Source organism: Ruegeria sp. CDSC085 (assembly GCF_059610465.1).
The window spans coordinates 41,240-57,699 of the sequence record NZ_JBXWNR010000008.1 but is presented as its reverse complement, the minus strand read 5'-3'; the positions used below and the strand labels follow the sequence as shown (position 1 = coordinate 57,699).

General features: G+C 59.1%; 14 protein-coding genes. 4 read left to right on the top strand and 10 right to left on the bottom strand.

Going from position 1 to position 16,460, the window contains the following annotated elements:
- The 8 genes from AC2FJB_RS12985 to AC2FJB_RS12950 form a co-directional block, all read right to left on the bottom strand.
- On the bottom strand, window positions 1-3,066 hold the full coding sequence (locus AC2FJB_RS12985; protein WP_496718776.1) for an aminotransferase class III-fold pyridoxal phosphate-dependent enzyme: 3,066 nt from the start codon (window positions 3,064-3,066) through the stop codon (window positions 1-3).
- A 103-nt stretch (window positions 3,067-3,169) separates the two neighbouring features.
- Entirely contained in the window at window positions 3,170-4,042 is an 873-nt protein-coding gene (locus tag AC2FJB_RS12980) for an NAD(P)-dependent oxidoreductase (RefSeq protein ID WP_496718777.1), read from the bottom strand.
- A gap of 101 nt (window positions 4,043-4,143) precedes the next feature.
- Complete coding sequence (gene cueR, locus AC2FJB_RS12975) at window positions 4,144-4,533, bottom strand: Cu(I)-responsive transcriptional regulator (RefSeq protein WP_117868001.1); 390 nt, start codon at window positions 4,531-4,533, stop codon at window positions 4,144-4,146.
- Entirely contained in the window at window positions 4,530-6,998 is a 2,469-nt protein-coding gene (locus AC2FJB_RS12970) for a heavy metal translocating P-type ATPase (RefSeq protein WP_496718778.1), read from the bottom strand. The genes cueR and AC2FJB_RS12970 overlap by 4 nt, the downstream gene beginning before the upstream one ends.
- Window positions 6,999-7,074: 76 nt before the next feature.
- Window positions 7,075-7,839 carry an SDR family NAD(P)-dependent oxidoreductase gene (locus AC2FJB_RS12965; RefSeq protein WP_496718779.1) on the bottom strand — a complete coding sequence of 255 codons (765 nt, stop codon included), beginning with the start codon at window positions 7,837-7,839 and terminating at the stop codon, window positions 7,075-7,077.
- Entirely contained in the window at window positions 7,836-8,768 is a 933-nt protein-coding gene (locus tag AC2FJB_RS12960) for an SDR family oxidoreductase (RefSeq protein WP_496718780.1), read from the bottom strand. Before AC2FJB_RS12960 ends, AC2FJB_RS12965 begins: the two co-directional genes overlap by 4 nt.
- Complete coding sequence (locus AC2FJB_RS12955; protein WP_496718781.1) at window positions 8,765-9,667, bottom strand: bile acid:sodium symporter family protein; 903 nt, start codon at window positions 9,665-9,667, stop codon at window positions 8,765-8,767. The genes AC2FJB_RS12960 and AC2FJB_RS12955 overlap by 4 nt, the downstream gene beginning before the upstream one ends.
- Window positions 9,664-10,980 carry a flavin-containing monooxygenase gene (locus AC2FJB_RS12950; protein WP_496718782.1) on the bottom strand — a complete coding sequence of 439 codons (1,317 nt, stop codon included), beginning with the start codon at window positions 10,978-10,980 and terminating at the stop codon, window positions 9,664-9,666. The genes AC2FJB_RS12955 and AC2FJB_RS12950 overlap by 4 nt, the downstream gene beginning before the upstream one ends.
- 65 nt (window positions 10,981-11,045) lie before the next feature.
- Here AC2FJB_RS12950 and AC2FJB_RS12945 point away from each other — a divergent pair, with 65 nt between their 5' ends.
- Together AC2FJB_RS12945 and AC2FJB_RS12940 are read left to right on the top strand one after the other, a co-directional pair.
- Window positions 11,046-11,708 (top strand): TetR/AcrR family transcriptional regulator, encoded by a 663-nt coding sequence (locus AC2FJB_RS12945; protein ID WP_496718783.1) that lies wholly within the window; start codon window positions 11,046-11,048, stop codon window positions 11,706-11,708.
- A 254-nt stretch (window positions 11,709-11,962) separates the two neighbouring features.
- A complete protein-coding gene (locus AC2FJB_RS12940) occupies window positions 11,963-12,658 on the top strand; it encodes a THxN family PEP-CTERM protein (protein ID WP_496718784.1) in 696 nt (231 codons plus the stop codon).
- A 387-nt stretch (window positions 12,659-13,045) separates the two neighbouring features.
- On the opposite strand, the gene AC2FJB_RS12935 is transcribed toward AC2FJB_RS12940, so the two are convergent.
- Both AC2FJB_RS12935 and AC2FJB_RS12930 read right to left on the bottom strand, forming a co-directional pair.
- On the bottom strand, window positions 13,046-13,666 hold the full coding sequence (locus tag AC2FJB_RS12935) for a pyridoxamine 5'-phosphate oxidase family protein (protein ID WP_496718786.1): 621 nt from the start codon (window positions 13,664-13,666) through the stop codon (window positions 13,046-13,048).
- Between the two features lie 10 nt (window positions 13,667-13,676).
- Complete coding sequence (locus tag AC2FJB_RS12930) at window positions 13,677-14,141, bottom strand: nuclear transport factor 2 family protein (protein WP_496718787.1); 465 nt, start codon at window positions 14,139-14,141, stop codon at window positions 13,677-13,679.
- Between the two features lie 292 nt (window positions 14,142-14,433).
- On the opposite strand from AC2FJB_RS12930, the gene AC2FJB_RS12925 reads away from it, so the two are divergent.
- Both AC2FJB_RS12925 and AC2FJB_RS12920 read left to right on the top strand, forming a co-directional pair.
- A complete protein-coding gene (locus AC2FJB_RS12925; protein ID WP_496674419.1) occupies window positions 14,434-14,997 on the top strand; it encodes a TetR/AcrR family transcriptional regulator in 564 nt (187 codons plus the stop codon).
- A 141-nt stretch (window positions 14,998-15,138) separates the two neighbouring features.
- Entirely contained in the window at window positions 15,139-16,296 is a 1,158-nt protein-coding gene (locus tag AC2FJB_RS12920; RefSeq protein ID WP_496718788.1) for an acyl-CoA dehydrogenase family protein, read from the top strand.
- The last annotated feature ends 164 nt before the right edge of the window (window positions 16,297-16,460 follow it).

Below are 16,460 nucleotides of genomic sequence, written 5' to 3'. Positions count from 1 at the left end.
TCAGCAGCACCCGCATCCGGCATGGTGATGGTCATGATCGCAAACAAGGGCAGGGGTGAAGTCTCCTACCTCGGACAACACATCCCTTAACGCCCATAGGATCATGTCAACATCCTCGGCCTCGATGGTCAGCGGTGGGCGGATTTTCAGAATGTTATCCCTGGGTCCTTCGCTGCCGATCAGGATGCGATGATCGCGCATCCGGTTTTTGACATAGCTGCAAATCTCCGTGCCTTCGCTTCCGTCGGGGTTGATCAGTTCCACGCCGAGAAATAGCCCCATACCCCGCACGTCGCCAACGCAACCAAAGTCGGCTTCGATCTGGCGCAGCCCCGCCATCAGACGATCCCCCATCAGGCGGGCATTGTCCTGCAAGCCTTCGTCGTCAACGATATCCAGCACCTCTTTGCCGATCCGGCAGGACAGGGTCGAGCCGCCAAAGGTCGAAAAGAACTCGATCCCGTTGTTGAAGCTGTCTGCAATCTCTCTGGTTGTCACCAGCACGCCCAGCGGGTGCCCGTTGCCGATTGGCTTGCCCATCACCACGATATCCGGAACCGCGCCCTGGTGCTCGAAGCCAAAGTAATATTCACCCAGACGTCCCAGACCTGTCTGCACCTCATCGGCGATGCAAACGCCCCCGGCAGCACGGATTTTCTCGTAAACCGCAGGCAGGTAGCCCTTGGGCGGAACGATCTGTCCGCCGACAGACGGGAAGGTTTCCGCGATGAAACCTGCCACGCCCTGTCCCCTGTCCCGAAGGGCCGCAATCGCCGGATCGACAAGATCAGCAAATCTTTGCGCCCGGTCCGCATCGTCACGCTTGAATGACCCGCGATAGTCATCCGCAACCTCAACCAGTTCAACCCAGTCGGCTTTCCCGATGCCGCCCGGATTGTTGAACTTGTAGGCCGAGATCGCCACCGCAGCGTTTGTGTTGCCGTGATAGCCGTGATCCGGCGTCACGATCCCTTTCGCCCCGGTATGGGCGCGGGCAAGCCGCAGGGCCAGTTCGTTGGCCTCGGTTCCCGAGTTGACGAAGAAGCAGACCTGTAGGTGATCCGGCAGCTTGGACAGGATCTTGTCGGCAAAAGCTGTCTGGGCCGGGTGCAGGTAGCGGGTGTTCGAGTTCATGCGCCTTAGCTGATCCGCAGCCACAGCCTGAATACGCGGATGGGCGTGGCCCACATGCGGGACGTTGTTGTAGGCGTCCAGATAGGGGCGGCCCCATTCGTCGAACAGGTGATGCTTCCAGCCGCGCACCAGCATGACCGGATCGTCATAGGTCAAGGACAGGTTGCCCCCGAAATGCGCCCGCCGTTTGTTCAGGATTTCCGCTTTGTCAGTGGGTTGATAGAACACCTTGTCATCCGGCAGGTTCAGCAACGCTGCCGGGTTCGGGCAGACCGCGTGCCACAGCTCCATCTCGTCCGGATCGCCGACGCCAGGCCAGTCCGCTTCCATGCCATCGGTGGTGAGCGCCAGTTGGAAATGCACATGCGGAGCCCATCCACCATTCTGGCTGGCATCACCCAACCTGGCAAACGCGGCCCCCTGTGCCACCGGGTCGCCAGGTTTCAACCGGTCACAGCATTCCGGGTCCAGATGGCCATAGAGCGTATAGAATGGGTCGCCTTCGGGCGTTTCGTGATGCAGGATGATCACCCCGCCGTAATCAAGATGCTGGTCACGGTTCTCGACCACTTCAACCCGCCCACTCATCGGCGCGTGCAGAACCGTCCCGGCGGGTGCAAACACATCCACCGCCAGATGCACCGTCCGCCTGTCCGAGGCTTTCCACGGACCCTTGCGAAACCCCGGCTCTGCATAGATCAGGCGGGGCTCGTTGTAGTAACCCAGCCACGGGTCTTGCCCGTATTCTTCACCTACACGCGCAGCCTCGGCCAAAGGCATGTGGAACGGGTTTTGGGGCCAGACGCAGTTTTCGACCGAAAGCGAGCCCATGGGCACATCGCTCAGATCCTGGCCGAACAGGTCGGCAAACTGCCCCCGATAATCCTGTAGATAGACGTGGATACGTTCAGCCCCATCAACAACCGGCAACCCGCATGCCGCCCGCAACCGCGCCGACATCAGTCCACCATTGACGGATGCGTTCTCAAGGAACCGCCAAGCGGGAGCCTGAGAGATGGTCACATAGGGATCATCCGGATTCTCGGCCGCCATCAGGGTCGAGTTGACGACCGACACGGCAAGCCGCATCCTCAGCAACGGCCAGATCAGGTCAACCTCATCCGCCCGCAGCCGGTTGGCCGCGTGATAGCCCTTTACCAACGCAGCCAAAGCCCGTTCCGGTTTGGGGTGATCCAGCACGACATAAGCGCCGGCAATCGCCAGATCGCAGATGCGCGGCGCGGCGCACATGTCACCCAGATCGATCAGGCCTGAGATCCGCCGCCGCTCGCTCAGTTCCCCTTCGACCAGAATGTTATAGTCATTGGCGTCGTTGTGGATGGCCTGTTTCGGCAGGTCCGCAAGGACGTCCGCGATTGCAGCGAACGCCTCACAGATCTCCGTTAGCAGCTCCTGTCGCGCGGGATCCGGGATTATGCCCAGCTTGTCCGCAATCCAGCCGGCCTGCATCAGATCCCATTTGAAATCAGGTCGGTGCAATCCCTCATGCTCAAACCCTTCCAAGGCCCGGTCGGTTGCCCCCAAAACGCGCCCCAGTTTCAGGATCAGCTCTTCGGATTTTGGGGCGGCCTTCGCGTAACTTTGCCCCGGCAGGCACTCCAATAGCCAAACCAACCTGCGCTGTCCTTCAGAATCGCCAATCTCGGGCAGCATTGCGCCGGTCAAATCGGGGAACACCTTGGGAAACGGCAACCCCGGTGCAGCTGTTGCGATATGCGCCAGGGCCTTGATCTGGAGATCAACCAGATCGGCATCGCATCCGGCCCGCATGGCCTTCAGCACATAGTCCTGACCATTGGTGGCGTGCACCAGAAAGTTCAGATCATATTCACCATCCAACCGCGTCAAACGGGCGTCCAGCCCCCAGAGCCGCCGCAGCGCGGCCGTCCAAAAAGCATTCAAATCGTCCATTCCCGTCTCCGCTCCGATCACGCCGGAGCCCTCTTCATCTGGCCAAAAATATCCTCGGGGGGAATCGCGCCTTGGCGCGATGGGGGGCAGACAGCCCCCCGCGTTACCCCATGGCACGCAGGCGCTTGATCAACGACGAGGTGTCCCAGCGGCCACCGCCCAGTTTCTGTACATCTTTGTAAAACTGATCGACCAGAGCGGTGACGGGCAGGGATGCACCGGTTTCATTGGCGGTATCCAGACAGATACCCAGATCCTTGCGCATCCAGTCGACGGCAAAGCCATGTTCAAACTGATCATCCAGCATGGTCTCATACCGGTTTGCCATCTGCCAGCTGCCCGCCGCGCCCTGGCTGATCACCTCGACCACGGCCCTTCCGTCCAAACCTGCCTTTTCGGCGAAGTGTAACGCTTCGCTGAGACCCTGAACCAGACCAGCGATCGCGATCTGGTTGCACATCTTGGTCATTTGGCCCGCACCGCTGTCTCCGATCCGGCGGCAGATTTTGGAGTAGACATTCATCACCGATTCAGCCGCATCATAGGCGGCCTGATCTCCGCCACACATAATTGACAGAACACCGTTTTCAGCGCCTGCCTGACCGCCCGAGATCGGCGCGTCCACAAAGGCGATACCCTGTGAATTGCCGGCAGCGCACAATTCGCGCGTGACCTTTGCAGACACCGTCGTGTGGTCGACGAAAACAGCCCCGCCGGACATGCCCTGAAATGCGCCGTCCCCGCCGGTGCAAACCATGCGCAGATCGTCGTCATTGCCGACGCAGGCCATCACAAACTCGGCGCCTGCAGCCGCGTCTTTCGGGGTGGCCGCCATCGACCCGCCATGCTGCTTCACCCAGGCTTCGGCCTTGGCGGCCGTGCGGTTATAGACAGTGACGTCATGACCTGCGCCCTGAAGATGCCCAGCCATTGGATAGCCCATGACACCCAGGCCAAGGAACGCGACTTTTGCCATTTTGTGATCCTCTCCGCTGTTCGGTCGGCATCAGCGGTGCGTGCCTGACCGAATTGTTTGGCGAAGACAAAGCAAAGCTGCGCCCAAAGGGCAACCCCAAGTCAGCCTTTCCCGCCCAGATCCTGCAGGATCGGGCAATCAGGCCGGTCATCCCCGGCGCAGGCGTCGATCAGGTGGCTCAGCGTTTCGCGCATCGCGTTCAGGTCGGCGATCTTGGCTTCGACCTGTGCCAGATGATCCCGTGCGACTTGTTTCACATCTGCGCTGGCGCGGGTTTCATCCTCGTAAAGCGCCAGCAATGTCCGGCAATCCTCGATGGTGAACCCAAGCGCCCGGGCACGGCCCAGAAAGTTCAGCTTGTGCACGTCCTGTTCGCGAAACCGGCGATAGCCGTTGTCATCGCGCAGCGGTTTGATGAGGTTGATATCTTCATAATACCGGATTGTCTTGGCAGGCAGGCCGGTGCGGGCTGACACATCTCCGATATTCATGCGTGCACCTCCTTGGCGGGCGGGATCGGGGTTTCCGGCACGCTGGCTCGGACGCGACGCAGGCGCAGCGCGTTCGAGACGACAAAGACACTGGACAGCGCCATCGCGCCAGCCGCCAGTGCCGGAGACAACAGATGGCCGCCGAACGGGTAAAGGGCGCCAGCAGCGACGGGGATCAGCAGGACGTTGTAACCAAACGCCCATCCCAGGTTCTGGCGAATGTTTCGCATTGTCCGGCGGCTGATCTCGGTCGCATTTGCAACCCCGCGCAGATCACCGGACATCAGGACGACATCGGCCGTTTCGATGGCTACATCCGTGCCCGTCCCGATGGCGATGCCGATATCAGCCGTTGCCAGCGCAGGGGCGTCGTTGATGCCGTCGCCGACGAAAGCCAGCGTGCCGAACTTGTCCCGCAAGGCGATGATCGCATCCACCTTGCCGTCGGGCAGCACTTCGGCGGTGACGTGATCGATCCCCAGCCGATCAGCCAGAGCCTGCGCGGTGCGCGCATTGTCTCCGGTGACCATGGCCACGGTCAGACCCATTTGGTGGAGCCGCTCCAGCGCCTCTTCGGTGCCGGGTTTGATCGGATCGGACACAGAAAACATGGCCGCAGCCTGCCCATCGAGCGCAACGAACAATGGTGTTGCCCCTTCGGCGGCGCGGGCCTCTGCCTCGCTTGCCAGGGGTCCAAGGTCGATCCCGCGTTGTTGCATAAGCCGGTGCGACCCGATCAACGCGTTCCGGCCTTCAACCAGCCCCTGCACGCCAAGCCCGGTCAGGGACCGGACGTCTGTCGCCTTGGGCAGCGTCGCAGGCCCGGCCCGGGTAATCGCCGAAGCTATCGGGTGTTCCGACCGCGCCTCGAGGGCGGCGGCCAGCCGTACAACCTCATCCCTGTCAAATCCGTTCGCCGTCAAAACACTGTCCAATTCCGGACGACCCAGTGTCAGGGTCCCCGTCTTGTCCAGCGCGATGACGCGTGCCTGCTGAAGCTGTTGCAGGGCATCGCCCTTGCGGAACAGAACCCCCAGCTCGGCCGCCCGCCCGGTGCCGACCATGATCGAGGTCGGCGTGGCCAGCCCCATGGCGCAGGGGCAGGCAATGATGAGCACCGAAACACCAGCGACAAGCGCCAGTGGCAGGGCCGGGCTTGGGCCGAAAATTAACCAGGCTGCGACAGTGATCACGGCAACCAGGATGACCGCTGGGACAAAGCGATATGTAATCCGATCGACCAGACCCTGGATCGGCAGCTTTGCCCCCTGTGCCTGCTGGACCATGCGGATGACCTGCGCCAGCACCGTGTCGCCCCCCACGCGCGTCGCACGAACCCGCAAGGCACCGGTGCCATTCACGGTTCCCCCGACAACCGCTGCGCCGGCTGATTTGCCAACCGGTATCGGCTCGCCCGTGATCATGCTCTCATCGACGTAAGAGGTGCCCTCGAGCACTTCGGCATCCACCGGCACACGTTCGCCCGGGCGGATGTGCAGGATATCGCCGACCGCGATCTCGGCGATAGGACGGTCTTCGATCCTGCCATCGACTTCGATCCGCGCGCTTTTGGGCTGCAGACCCACCAGCTTACGGATTGCAGCCCCGGTTTTGCCCTTGGCACGGGCCTCCAGCAGTCGGCCTAGAAGGATCAGAACGACAATTACTGCTGCGGCCTCGAAATAGACATTGGCTGTACCTTGCGGCAGCGCACCGGGGGCAAATGTGGCCGTGACCGAATACAGATAGGCCGCCCCGGTCCCCAGCGCGACCAGCGCGTTCATGTCCGGCGTGCCCCGCAGCAACGACGGGATGCCTTTGCTGTAAAATACACGACCAGGCCCCAGCAGCAGAGCCGACGTCAGTGCGAACTGAATCAACTGGCTGTTCTGCGCGCCGATGGTGGCGTGAACCCAGTGATGGAAAGCGGGAATCATGTGCCCGCCCATCTCAAGAATGAACACAGGCAGGGCGAGTACGGCAGCCAATATTGTAGTCCGGGTCAACCTTTGAATTTCGTCATCTTCGCGGTTTTCAGGTTTCGAAGCGCCTTGCAGCCGCGCCGGGTATCCGACTTCAGTTACCACCTGAGCCAGCGCCTCTGGCGTTGTTGCCCCCGCAGCGTAAGTCACTGTGGCAGTTTGAGTCGCCAGATTGACCTGCGCTTCGACCACACCGGGGCTGGCCGTCAGCGCACGCTCGATTTTGCCCACACATGACGCGCAGGTCATGCCTTCAATGCTCAGGTCCGCCCGGCTGGTCTCAGCCGGATACCCTGCGGCATCCAGGGCTTTGGTCAGGGCCGAAACCGGCCCTTCGAAAGCCACCTGCGCGGACTTGGTTGCAAAGTTGACCGAGGCCGCATCTACCCCCGGCACATCTCTCAACGCTGCTTCAACGCGGCCCACACAGGATGCGCATCCCATGCCGGTGATTTTCAGTTCTGTCAGTGCCTTTTGCCCCATGCGACTCGTCCCGGAGGTTTCTTTACGCTCCAGATGGGGGTTCCAGTGACGGGAAGGTCAAGGGCCCGGGGTAATTTTAGTGTTCTGGGTCGCGCATGTTGCGCTCCATCATGCGCTGATACAGGCGTGGCGAAAGGCGGTTGAGCCACCAGGACAGGCGCGCCACGCGGCCAACCGGGATCATGGACTGCGATTTGTCCAGCCCGCGCAGGATCGTTTCGGCTGCGGCCTCGGGGCTCATTTCGTCCATCCCGTCCTTCGCCGATCCGGGCCGCGCGGTTCCGTCCGTTTGCTCTTGCGCGTTGCCGGGGTTGGTGGCCACAAAGGACGGCGCAGCGATCTGGACCTGAACGCCATGAGGGGCTTCTTCCGAGCGTAGCGATTTGAAGAATCCCTCCAACGCATGTTTCGAGGCAGCATAGGCCGTCCGATGGTAAAGCGGAGCAAAACCGGCCACCGATGAGATGGCCAGATGTGTCCCCTTTGACGCCCGAACCGGGTGCAAAAACGCGCGGGCCATTTCAACGGCCGCAAAGTAGTTGATATCAAACAGTGATCGGTGGCTGGCCGAGTCGGACTTTTCAAAGCCCCGGATTTGCGTGACGCCAGCGTTGTAGATGACCAGATCAATACTGTCGCAAGTCGTGATCGCCCTTTGGCACGCGTTGGCAAGCTGCGCGGGGTCCGTCAGATCACACGCGATTGGAAGCTGGTTCGACCCGGAGTCCAGACCTGAAATATCGAGATCCAGCAGCACCACACGCCACCCGCGACTTTGCAGAGCATGGCTGAGGGCCTGCCCCAAACCGCCCGCTCCACCGGATATGACGGCCGTCTTCATAGCCCGGCCTGCTTTTGCCAGAGCGCGAACACCTGGGCGCTGGTTTTTTCAGGCGTGTAACCGAAGTCGGATTTCAGGGCGGTGTTATCCAGAACCGGTCGATATTGCAGAAATCGCACCTGTTCCGGCCCATAACGGGACAGACCCAGCGGACGCGCAGCGGCCAAAGCCGATTTCAGCGCCCAAGCGGGCAGGCGCAGAACCGGTTTCCCCATGGCGCGGGCCAGATCGGTCACACCCATCGCACCGTCCCCGGCGACGTTGTAAACGCCAATCGGCCCGTCGGTTGCCGCGCGCCGAAGGATACATGCCAGATCATGCGTCCAAATGAATACAAACGGACTTTCGCTGCCGACCACGGCCAGCAGGCGCGGTTTGTGGAACAGGGCGGTGATCTGATTTTCGGATCCAGCCCCCAGAACCGTGCCCACGCGCAGAACAACCTGTTCCAGATCGGGGGTGGTTTTACGCGCTTCGGCCAGGATTTCCTCGACCTGCCTTTTGTGATCGGAATACGGAAACTCGGGGTTGCCTCGCAGCGGATCACCTTCGCGCAGCAGTACTGGGTTGTCTGCGTGATAGCCGTAGGCAGCACCGGAAGACGTGACGACCAACCGGTGCACCCCGTTGGCAATGGCTGCGTTCACCACCTTGCGGGTGCCCTCGACATCAACCGCATATGCCGCCGCACGTTCCATTTTTGGCGGAGGCGTCACGATGGAGGCCAGATGCACTATGACATCCGGCTTCACGTTGCAGATCACACGTGCGGGGGCGTCCGTTGTCACATCCATGGGCAGATAGTGGACGTTTTCCGGCATGCTTTTCGGGTGTTTAAGATCCGTGGCAAAAACCTCGTGCCCCTGAAGTTCGGGCAGCAGCGCCTGACCGACCAACCCGGCGGCACCTGTGATCAGGATACGGGTCATCGCGCGGCCTCGGTTCGGGCCATGACCGACGCCAGGGCAATCCCCGAGATCGCGTGCCAGATGCCCCAGAACGCCGCAACAACGGCCATGCCGCCAAGCCCGTGGAAGAAGGCAAAGATCAACACCAGCCCAAGGCCGGAATTCTGAATGCCGGTTTCGATGGTGATGGCACGGCGATCGAAGGGGGACAGCCGGGTCAGAGTGGCCACAACCCAACCGCCCCCCAGCGCCAGGGCGTTGTGAAGGACCACAAGCCCGGCAACAGCCCCGGCAAAACTGAGGAAAAACCCCCAGTTTGCGGCCAGGGCAAGTAGGATGAAGGCCCCAAAAATACCCATCGACAGGTATTGCAGCGGCGCGCGCAAGCGGGCTGTCAGGGCTGGGCGGCGCTGGTTCAGTGCGATGCCCAGGACCAGAGGCAAGATAAGCATCAGCCCGACAAGGATTGCGATTTGTACCGGATCAATCTGGGTCTGCTGCAGGATTGCGCGTGTCGGCGGATACAGCCCGCCCCAAAGCGCAATGTTGAAGGGCGTCATGAAAACCGCGCCGACGGTTGCAAAGGCGGTCATCGACACTGACAGCGCCGCATTTCCACCGGCGCGGTGCGTAATGAAGTTCGAAATATTGCCCCCCGGACAGGCGGCGACAAGGATCAGCCCAAGCGCGATCGATGGGCGCGGCTCCGTCATCCACACCAAAGCAAAGGTCAGAGCGGGCAAAACGATGAATTGGGATCCCAGTCCGACAAGTACCGGCTTGGGCGCGCGTCGCAAACGTTCGAAATCCCGAGGCGTCAGATCGATCGCGATGGAAAACATCACGATCGCCAGTATCGCGTTCAACAGCGTCAGGGAGGCCGGGCTGAAATTCAGTGTGACTTCGTCGATACCACTCATACGGCGGCTTTCCGCAGCCGTTCGATCCACCCGGAAACGGCCTTTTTGTAAGTGGCCTTGTCCACGTAGTAAGCCATTCGCGGCAGATCGATATAGCTCATGCTTCCGGTGGCGCGCGTATAGTCTTTTTGCTTTTCGGTTTTCAGATCGGCCGCCACCGGGCAACCCTTCTGATGACCTTTTATATAGCGCGCCACCATTTCGGCCTGCTCGTGCCTGCCCTGCCAGCCCAGGCCAGTTGCCTCGACCATGCCCAGCACAAAAAGATCGTCCCGTTCCGGGTGTAGCGCGTTCAGGTACAGATGTGGTGCGTCGCCTTGCCAGTTCAGCAAGTCCTTGTCGATGAACGGGTAGTGCAGCTTGTATCCGGTCGCGGCGAGGATCATGTCATACTCTTCGCTCGAGCCGTCCTTGAAATGCACGGTTTGGCCTTCCAGTCGGTCGATATCGGGGCGAATGCGCAGATCACCATGGCCCGCGTGATACAAAACCAGAGAATTCACCACCGGATGGCTTTCATAAAGCTGATAATCAGGCTTGGGAAAACCGTATTTCTGCGGATCGCCGACAAACCAGCTCAGGATCAGGCCGTCTACCTTACGCTTCAGCCACATGGGCAGGCGGATCTTGCCGCCCATTGTGTCGGCAGGTTTGCCGAAGACGTATTTGGGCACGAAGTAATAGCCGCGACGCATGGACAGATCGCAGCGTTTTGCGTGATGGATTGCGTCAACCGCAATGTCGCAGCCGGAATTTCCCGCGCCCACGACCAACACACGCTTGCCGTCGAACTGGCTGGGGTACCGGTACTGCGAGGCATGGATCAATTCGCCGTCAAACGTACCGGGAAAGCTGGGTACATTCGGCTCTGACAGGGTGCCGTTTGCAATCAGAACCCCTGCGAATTCGGCCTGATGCTCGCCGTCGGCATCGCGCCAGAAAACACGCCAACCGTCACCAGATTCGCCCAGCGGTGTGATCCGGGTGACTTCTGCATTGAACTTGTAACTTTCACGCAGGCCGAAACGATCGGCAAAGGCCCGGAAATAGTCGCGCATCGCCCGGTGCGAGGGGTACTCGGCAACCGCCTCATCCATCGGGAAATCTTCGAATTCAGTCATGCGTTTTGAGGAGATCAGATGCGCTGACTCATACATGGTCGATCTGGGGGCATCGATATCCCACAGACCGCCCACATCCGAGTGCAATTCGAACCCCTGAAAGGCGATGCCCTGTTCCTTCAGCACCTTGGCTGCGGCCAAACCCATCGGCCCCGCCCCGATCAGGGCGAATGCGTTGCGCGTCTGTGTCATGAACCCTCCCGAAGTTCGTGATGCTTAACTTGAACGAACGACCAAAATAAGGCAAGGTGAAAATCATGAGTCTGAAAAACATAGAAAAGCCAAGGCAAAGAGCAGCGTCCAAGCGGTCTTTGGAGACCAAGGCAAGGATCATGGATGCGGCTGAAACCGTCTTTGCCGACCGGGGATTCGAAGGTGCGTCGATCCGGGATATCGCGGCATTGGCGGGGGTTCAGATTGGTCTTGTGCACCATCATGGTGGTGGCAAGGAAGAATTGTTTTACAGAACCGTCGCGCGGCGTGCCGACGAACTGGCGCAGCTTCGGGTCGACGCGTTGAACAGGGCCAGGGCTGTTGCTCCGCTGACGCTTCACAGCATTCTGGACAGCTTTATTCGACCCTATGTGGACCTGGCTGAGACGGGTGGGCCTGGATGGATGGCATATGGACGGTTGGTGGCCCACGTATCGGTTGACCCCAGGTGGCGCGATATCGCAGCAGAGTGTTTCGACCCCACCGCCCAGCTGTTCATCACCGAGATCGCCACGCTTTACCCGGATGTCGATCCAGCCGTTTTGGCAAGTGGCCAAGTTTATTCGGTCTCGGCGATGCTGGCCCATCTCAACAGTGGATGGCGGGTCGAAGCCCTGTCGCAGGGCGGTGACGTGTCCGGCATGGAGCGTCTGGTGGACTTTTGCGCCGCCGGTATCGAAGCAATGGTACGATCCGGTCGTGAATGAACTCTCACGCGACGCGCGACTGTGTGTTCAATCGTTGAGTTGGCGCCCTGGTTTTCCCAATAGCTGTTTCCAGCATCCGGACATTAGGCGCAATTTGGATGATTGTATCCCATTTAGCGCTCTATTGGGCGCCCTCCGCTTTGATTGAGGTGAAAACGTGGCGTCAATGTGGCGCATGAGCTAAAAGTTCAATTTTGTTGTGCTGCTCTTTCACAGAGTGGTTTGTAACAAGTATTTATTCGTAAGGTGGGCACATGACATTCATACGAAACATAGCCGCGATTGCTGTTGCAGGCGTGATGGCTGCAAGCGGTGCTTCGGCGCTGACCATTTCCAGCATCTCGCCCTCTTGGCAAAACGTAAATCCAACGTCCGGCGTTACTGAAAGCACCTCTGGTCCAACGATTTCTCTTCGGTGGGGAAATGGCAGCAGCTCAAGCGGTTACGATTTCACGCCAACAGGCACGCCGATTTCAGGTCTGTTGCCTGATACGGCATTTGCTCTGGGACAGTTCTCGCATCTGAATTTCCCGATCACGGGAACAACGCTGAGCACCGTCGACCTCATTGTCGACATACTGATCAGTGGTGGCCCTCTGGTGTCTTCGTCGTTTGCCCTGACGCACAACGAGACATTGAATCGCCCAAGCAACTGTCCGGCGGATTCTACCCCTTGCGATGACATCGTGACCATTACCAATACTTTGGGCTCACAGAACTTCAGCTTTGGTGGGCAGAATTATGTGTTTTCAGTCCTCGGCTTCTCTCAGAACGGCGGCGGCACTATTTCAAACGGCTTCAGCACAACGGAAAACATGCAAAACGTCGCGACGCTGTACGGGCAATACACGATTGCCCCTGTGCCATTGCCCGCCGCTGGCTGGCTGCTTCTTGGCGGCATCAGTGGCTTGTTTGTGATGGGTCGCCGGAAAAAGCGCAGCATGGCCTGACGGCTTTTTGTGCTCTCTCCATTCTTGTGGTGAGAGCATGCCTGGAATCGGGCTGCTCTGGTGAAGCTAGGAATTCGGTCTTTCAGAGCATGCGCCTCACCGGGCGTGAATTGATGGAAATAGCTTGAAAGGATACGGGCGCTTGCTGGAAGCCTGTCGGAAGGCCGCCCGATCATCACTCTTGCTGCAAATGTTCGAACAAAATCTTGCTGAACACGGATGGCGGTGACGTTCGCACGGCGCTGGGCGAGACGAAAAAACCGAACATGATGATCAGTATGATCAAGGCAGTACCGGCAAGACAAGCCGCCGAGAGGTGAAAGACCGAGCGAACCATTGCGACACTCCCTTCTCTAAATATCCGGAAATTCTGTGAGGTCTGAAACGTCAGCCTGACTTTGCCAGCCCTTGTTTCAGCCTTTGGTTTTCCGCCTGCAAGTCTGCCAACTGCTGCCCCAGCTTGTTCAGATGAGGGCGCAACTCTGCTTCGGTGAAGCGCGGTGTGATGTGGCTTGGGCAGTTCCAGTCCAACGCCTCGACGCGAATGATCGCGGCCCGTTCGGCCGGTGCTTCGGCCTCTTCCGGGTAAAGGGTAGCGGCCGCTGCTTCGCCTTCCGTGAATGCGACGCGCCCAAGGATCTTGAGACGGCGTCGGTTGGCGTAATCCATCAGGATCATCGCGATGCGATCGTTGCCGTCCAGGTTTCCGCGCGAGATGTACTGTTTGTTGCCCGAAAAATCCGCATATCCGATAGTCTGGGGCCCCAGCACTTTCAAAAATCCTGCTAGCCCGCCCCGATACTGCACATAGGGCCAGCCGGTCTCGGACACGGTGGATTGATAGAACCCGTCCCGTGCCTGAATGAACTCTTTCTCGGGGCCGCCGATCAGGTGGCCTTGCTGGGGACCACCTTCAATGAACTTGGTATAGGTTCTGGCCGATCCCATCCTCTCCTGATGAGCGCGGACAGAGGGAGTAAACGTCAGTTCGGCAAAAGCGCGGGGCATGAATGTCCTTTCAAAGACCCAGTTCGGTCAACCCGGGGTGGTTTTCAGGGCGTTCGCCCAGGGGCCAATGGAACAGCCGGTCATCTTCTGCAATGGGAAGATCGTTGAGCGAGGCATGGCGATGTGACATGCGTCCGTCATCGGCGAATTCCCAGTTTTCATTGCCATAGGATCTGAACCACTGACCGCTGTCGTCGCGCCACTCATAGGCATAGCGCACGGCTATGCGGTTTCCGGCAAAGGCCCACAGTTCCTTGATCAGGCGATATTCCAGTTCTTTCCGCCATTTGCGGGTCAGAAAGGCGTGGATGTCGGTTTGGCCGGACAGGAATTCAGCCCGATTCCGCCATTGACTGTCGTCGGTGTAGGCAGGCGTCACGCGGTCGGCGTCACGACTGTTCCAGGCATTTTCGGCCATGCGCACTTTTTGAGTGGCGGTCTTGAAGGTGAACGGGGGCAGTGGGGGTCTGGACATTTTGCAAATGCTTTCAGGTGAGTGAGGCGGCAAGAAGAGCCATGGTCAGAAGGAAGGGGACGTACTGAGGTGGAAAAATGCTGGCGCGACGTTTCATCGGTCAAATCCTCGGGTGTACAGATCGGTTAACTCGCAAAAAAGGTGTACCGATCTGTAAACTTTTGCAAGTAGAAATTTCACGATGAGACTGGGCGTCTGGTAAAATTATTTTAAAACAATGCTTTGGCTTGGGGTCATTGTACTTCACGCTTCATGATAATATGTACAGAACGGTACACCATGGAGCCGAATCATGCGCCCAAACAAACGGGATGAGTTGGTCAGCAAGGCCCTAAAGGTCTTTTACCGCGACGGGTTTCACGCAACCGGCATGGACAAGCTGGTTGTGGAAACAGGCGTGTCAAAGACGTCGATGTACAAGCATTTCCGCACCAAGGAAGACCTGATCGTGGCCGCGCTGCGCCTGCGGGATGAGAACTTCCGCAACTGGTTCTTTCAACGCATCGACGAGATGGCAGAAACACCAGCCGAACAGATCATCGTCAGCTTCGATGCCCTGAAGGAATGGTTTGAAGAGGACGGGTTCCGGGGCTGCATGTTCATCAAGGCCGGGGCCGAGTATCAGGATAAGGATCACCCGATCCATGTGCAGGCCGCTGAGCACAAACAGCTTTTGCTGGAACATTTTACGATCATAGCCCAACAGGCCGGCGCGCATGATCCTCGAAAACTCGCGAGTCAGATCGTGCTGTTGCAAGAGGGAGCAATCGTATCCGCCGTTCTGCTCAAGAACTGCGATCCGGCTGAAGACGCCAAGGATGCGGCCAAACACCTGTTGGCCAAAGAACTGGCTTAACCCCGCTAGTCAAAAGGGATTCTCTGACATTGCAGGCTGAGGAACGTTGCGTTGTTCCTCAAAGGGACGCCGCGTCACAAGGATTGGCGTGAATCGAACACAGCGCTAGCCTTTCCGGAAAGACTGATTGGAGAGCGTACAATGTCACTTTTCACTTCGACTGCGGCATGGGTCACCGATGAACACCGCATGTTCGCGGATATGGCTGGTCGGTTCATGGATGACGAACTGTCGCCCAATATCGAAACCTGGGTTGAAAACGGCGTTGTGGATCGCGATTTCTGGCGCAAGGCCGGCGAAACCGGGCTGATGGCGGGTGCGATCCCCGAAGAATATGGCGGTGTCGGCGGCGGCATGGGCTTTGACGCCATCACGGCTTATGAGCAGGGCGCGCGAGGAGATGCGGGTTGGGGCTATGGCATTCAGTCGATCGTGACCCACTATCTCACCGCCTATGGCAGCGAAGATCAGAAGAAGAAGTGGTTGCCCAAACTGGCGTCGGGCGAATTGGTCGGCGCGCTGGCAATGACAGAACCCAGCACCGGCTCGGACGTGCAGGCCGTGCGGACGACTGCCGAGAAGGACGGGAACTCCTATCGGCTGAACGGGTCAAAGATCTTCATCACGAACGGACAGACTGCGGATCTGATTATCGTGGCCGCCAAGACCGACAAGTCCGCTGGCGCACGCGGCGTCTCATTGATTGTGGTGGAAACTGACGGGTGTGAAGGTTTTCGCCGGGGGCGGAACCTCAAGAAACTGGGCATGAAGGGCAATGACACTGCCGAGTTGTTTTTCGAAGATGTCAAAGTGCCGATGACAAACCTGTTGGGGCCCGAAGAAGGGCAGGGTTTCTATCAGCTGATGAAACAACTGCCCTGGGAACGGCTGAATATCGCTATCATGGCGCTGGGCGCGATCGATTTCGCCATCGCCGAAACAGTGAAATACGTGCAGGAACGCAAAGCCTTCGGGCAGCGGGTGATGGATTTTCAGAATACCCGGTTCAAACTGGCGGAATGCAAGACCAAGGCCGAGGTTCTGCGCAGTTTCATCAATGATTGTATCGGAAAACTGGAAGTGGGCGAGCTGGACGCGGCCACGGCCTCGATGGCCAAATACTGGGGCTCTGAGGTGCAGAATGAGATCATGCATGAATGCCTGCAACTGTTCGGCGGCTACGGGTTCATGATGGAATACCCGATCGCGCGTCTTTACGCGGATGCCAGGGTGCAGATGATTTATGGCGGCACCAACGAGGTCATGAAAGAGCTGATCGCGCGATCGCTCGACGTCTGAGCCCACCACGCGGGTCCTCCCGCCCGGTGTCGTCATTTATGACGGAATGACTCCTCCGGTTGGGCCCGGCAGGCTCGGGCAAAGCCCGTGCCTGCGGAGTCTGTTTCGTTGTCGCAACATTGCTAAATGGAGGCTTGCATAAAGGGAGGTATCGGTAGGATGTT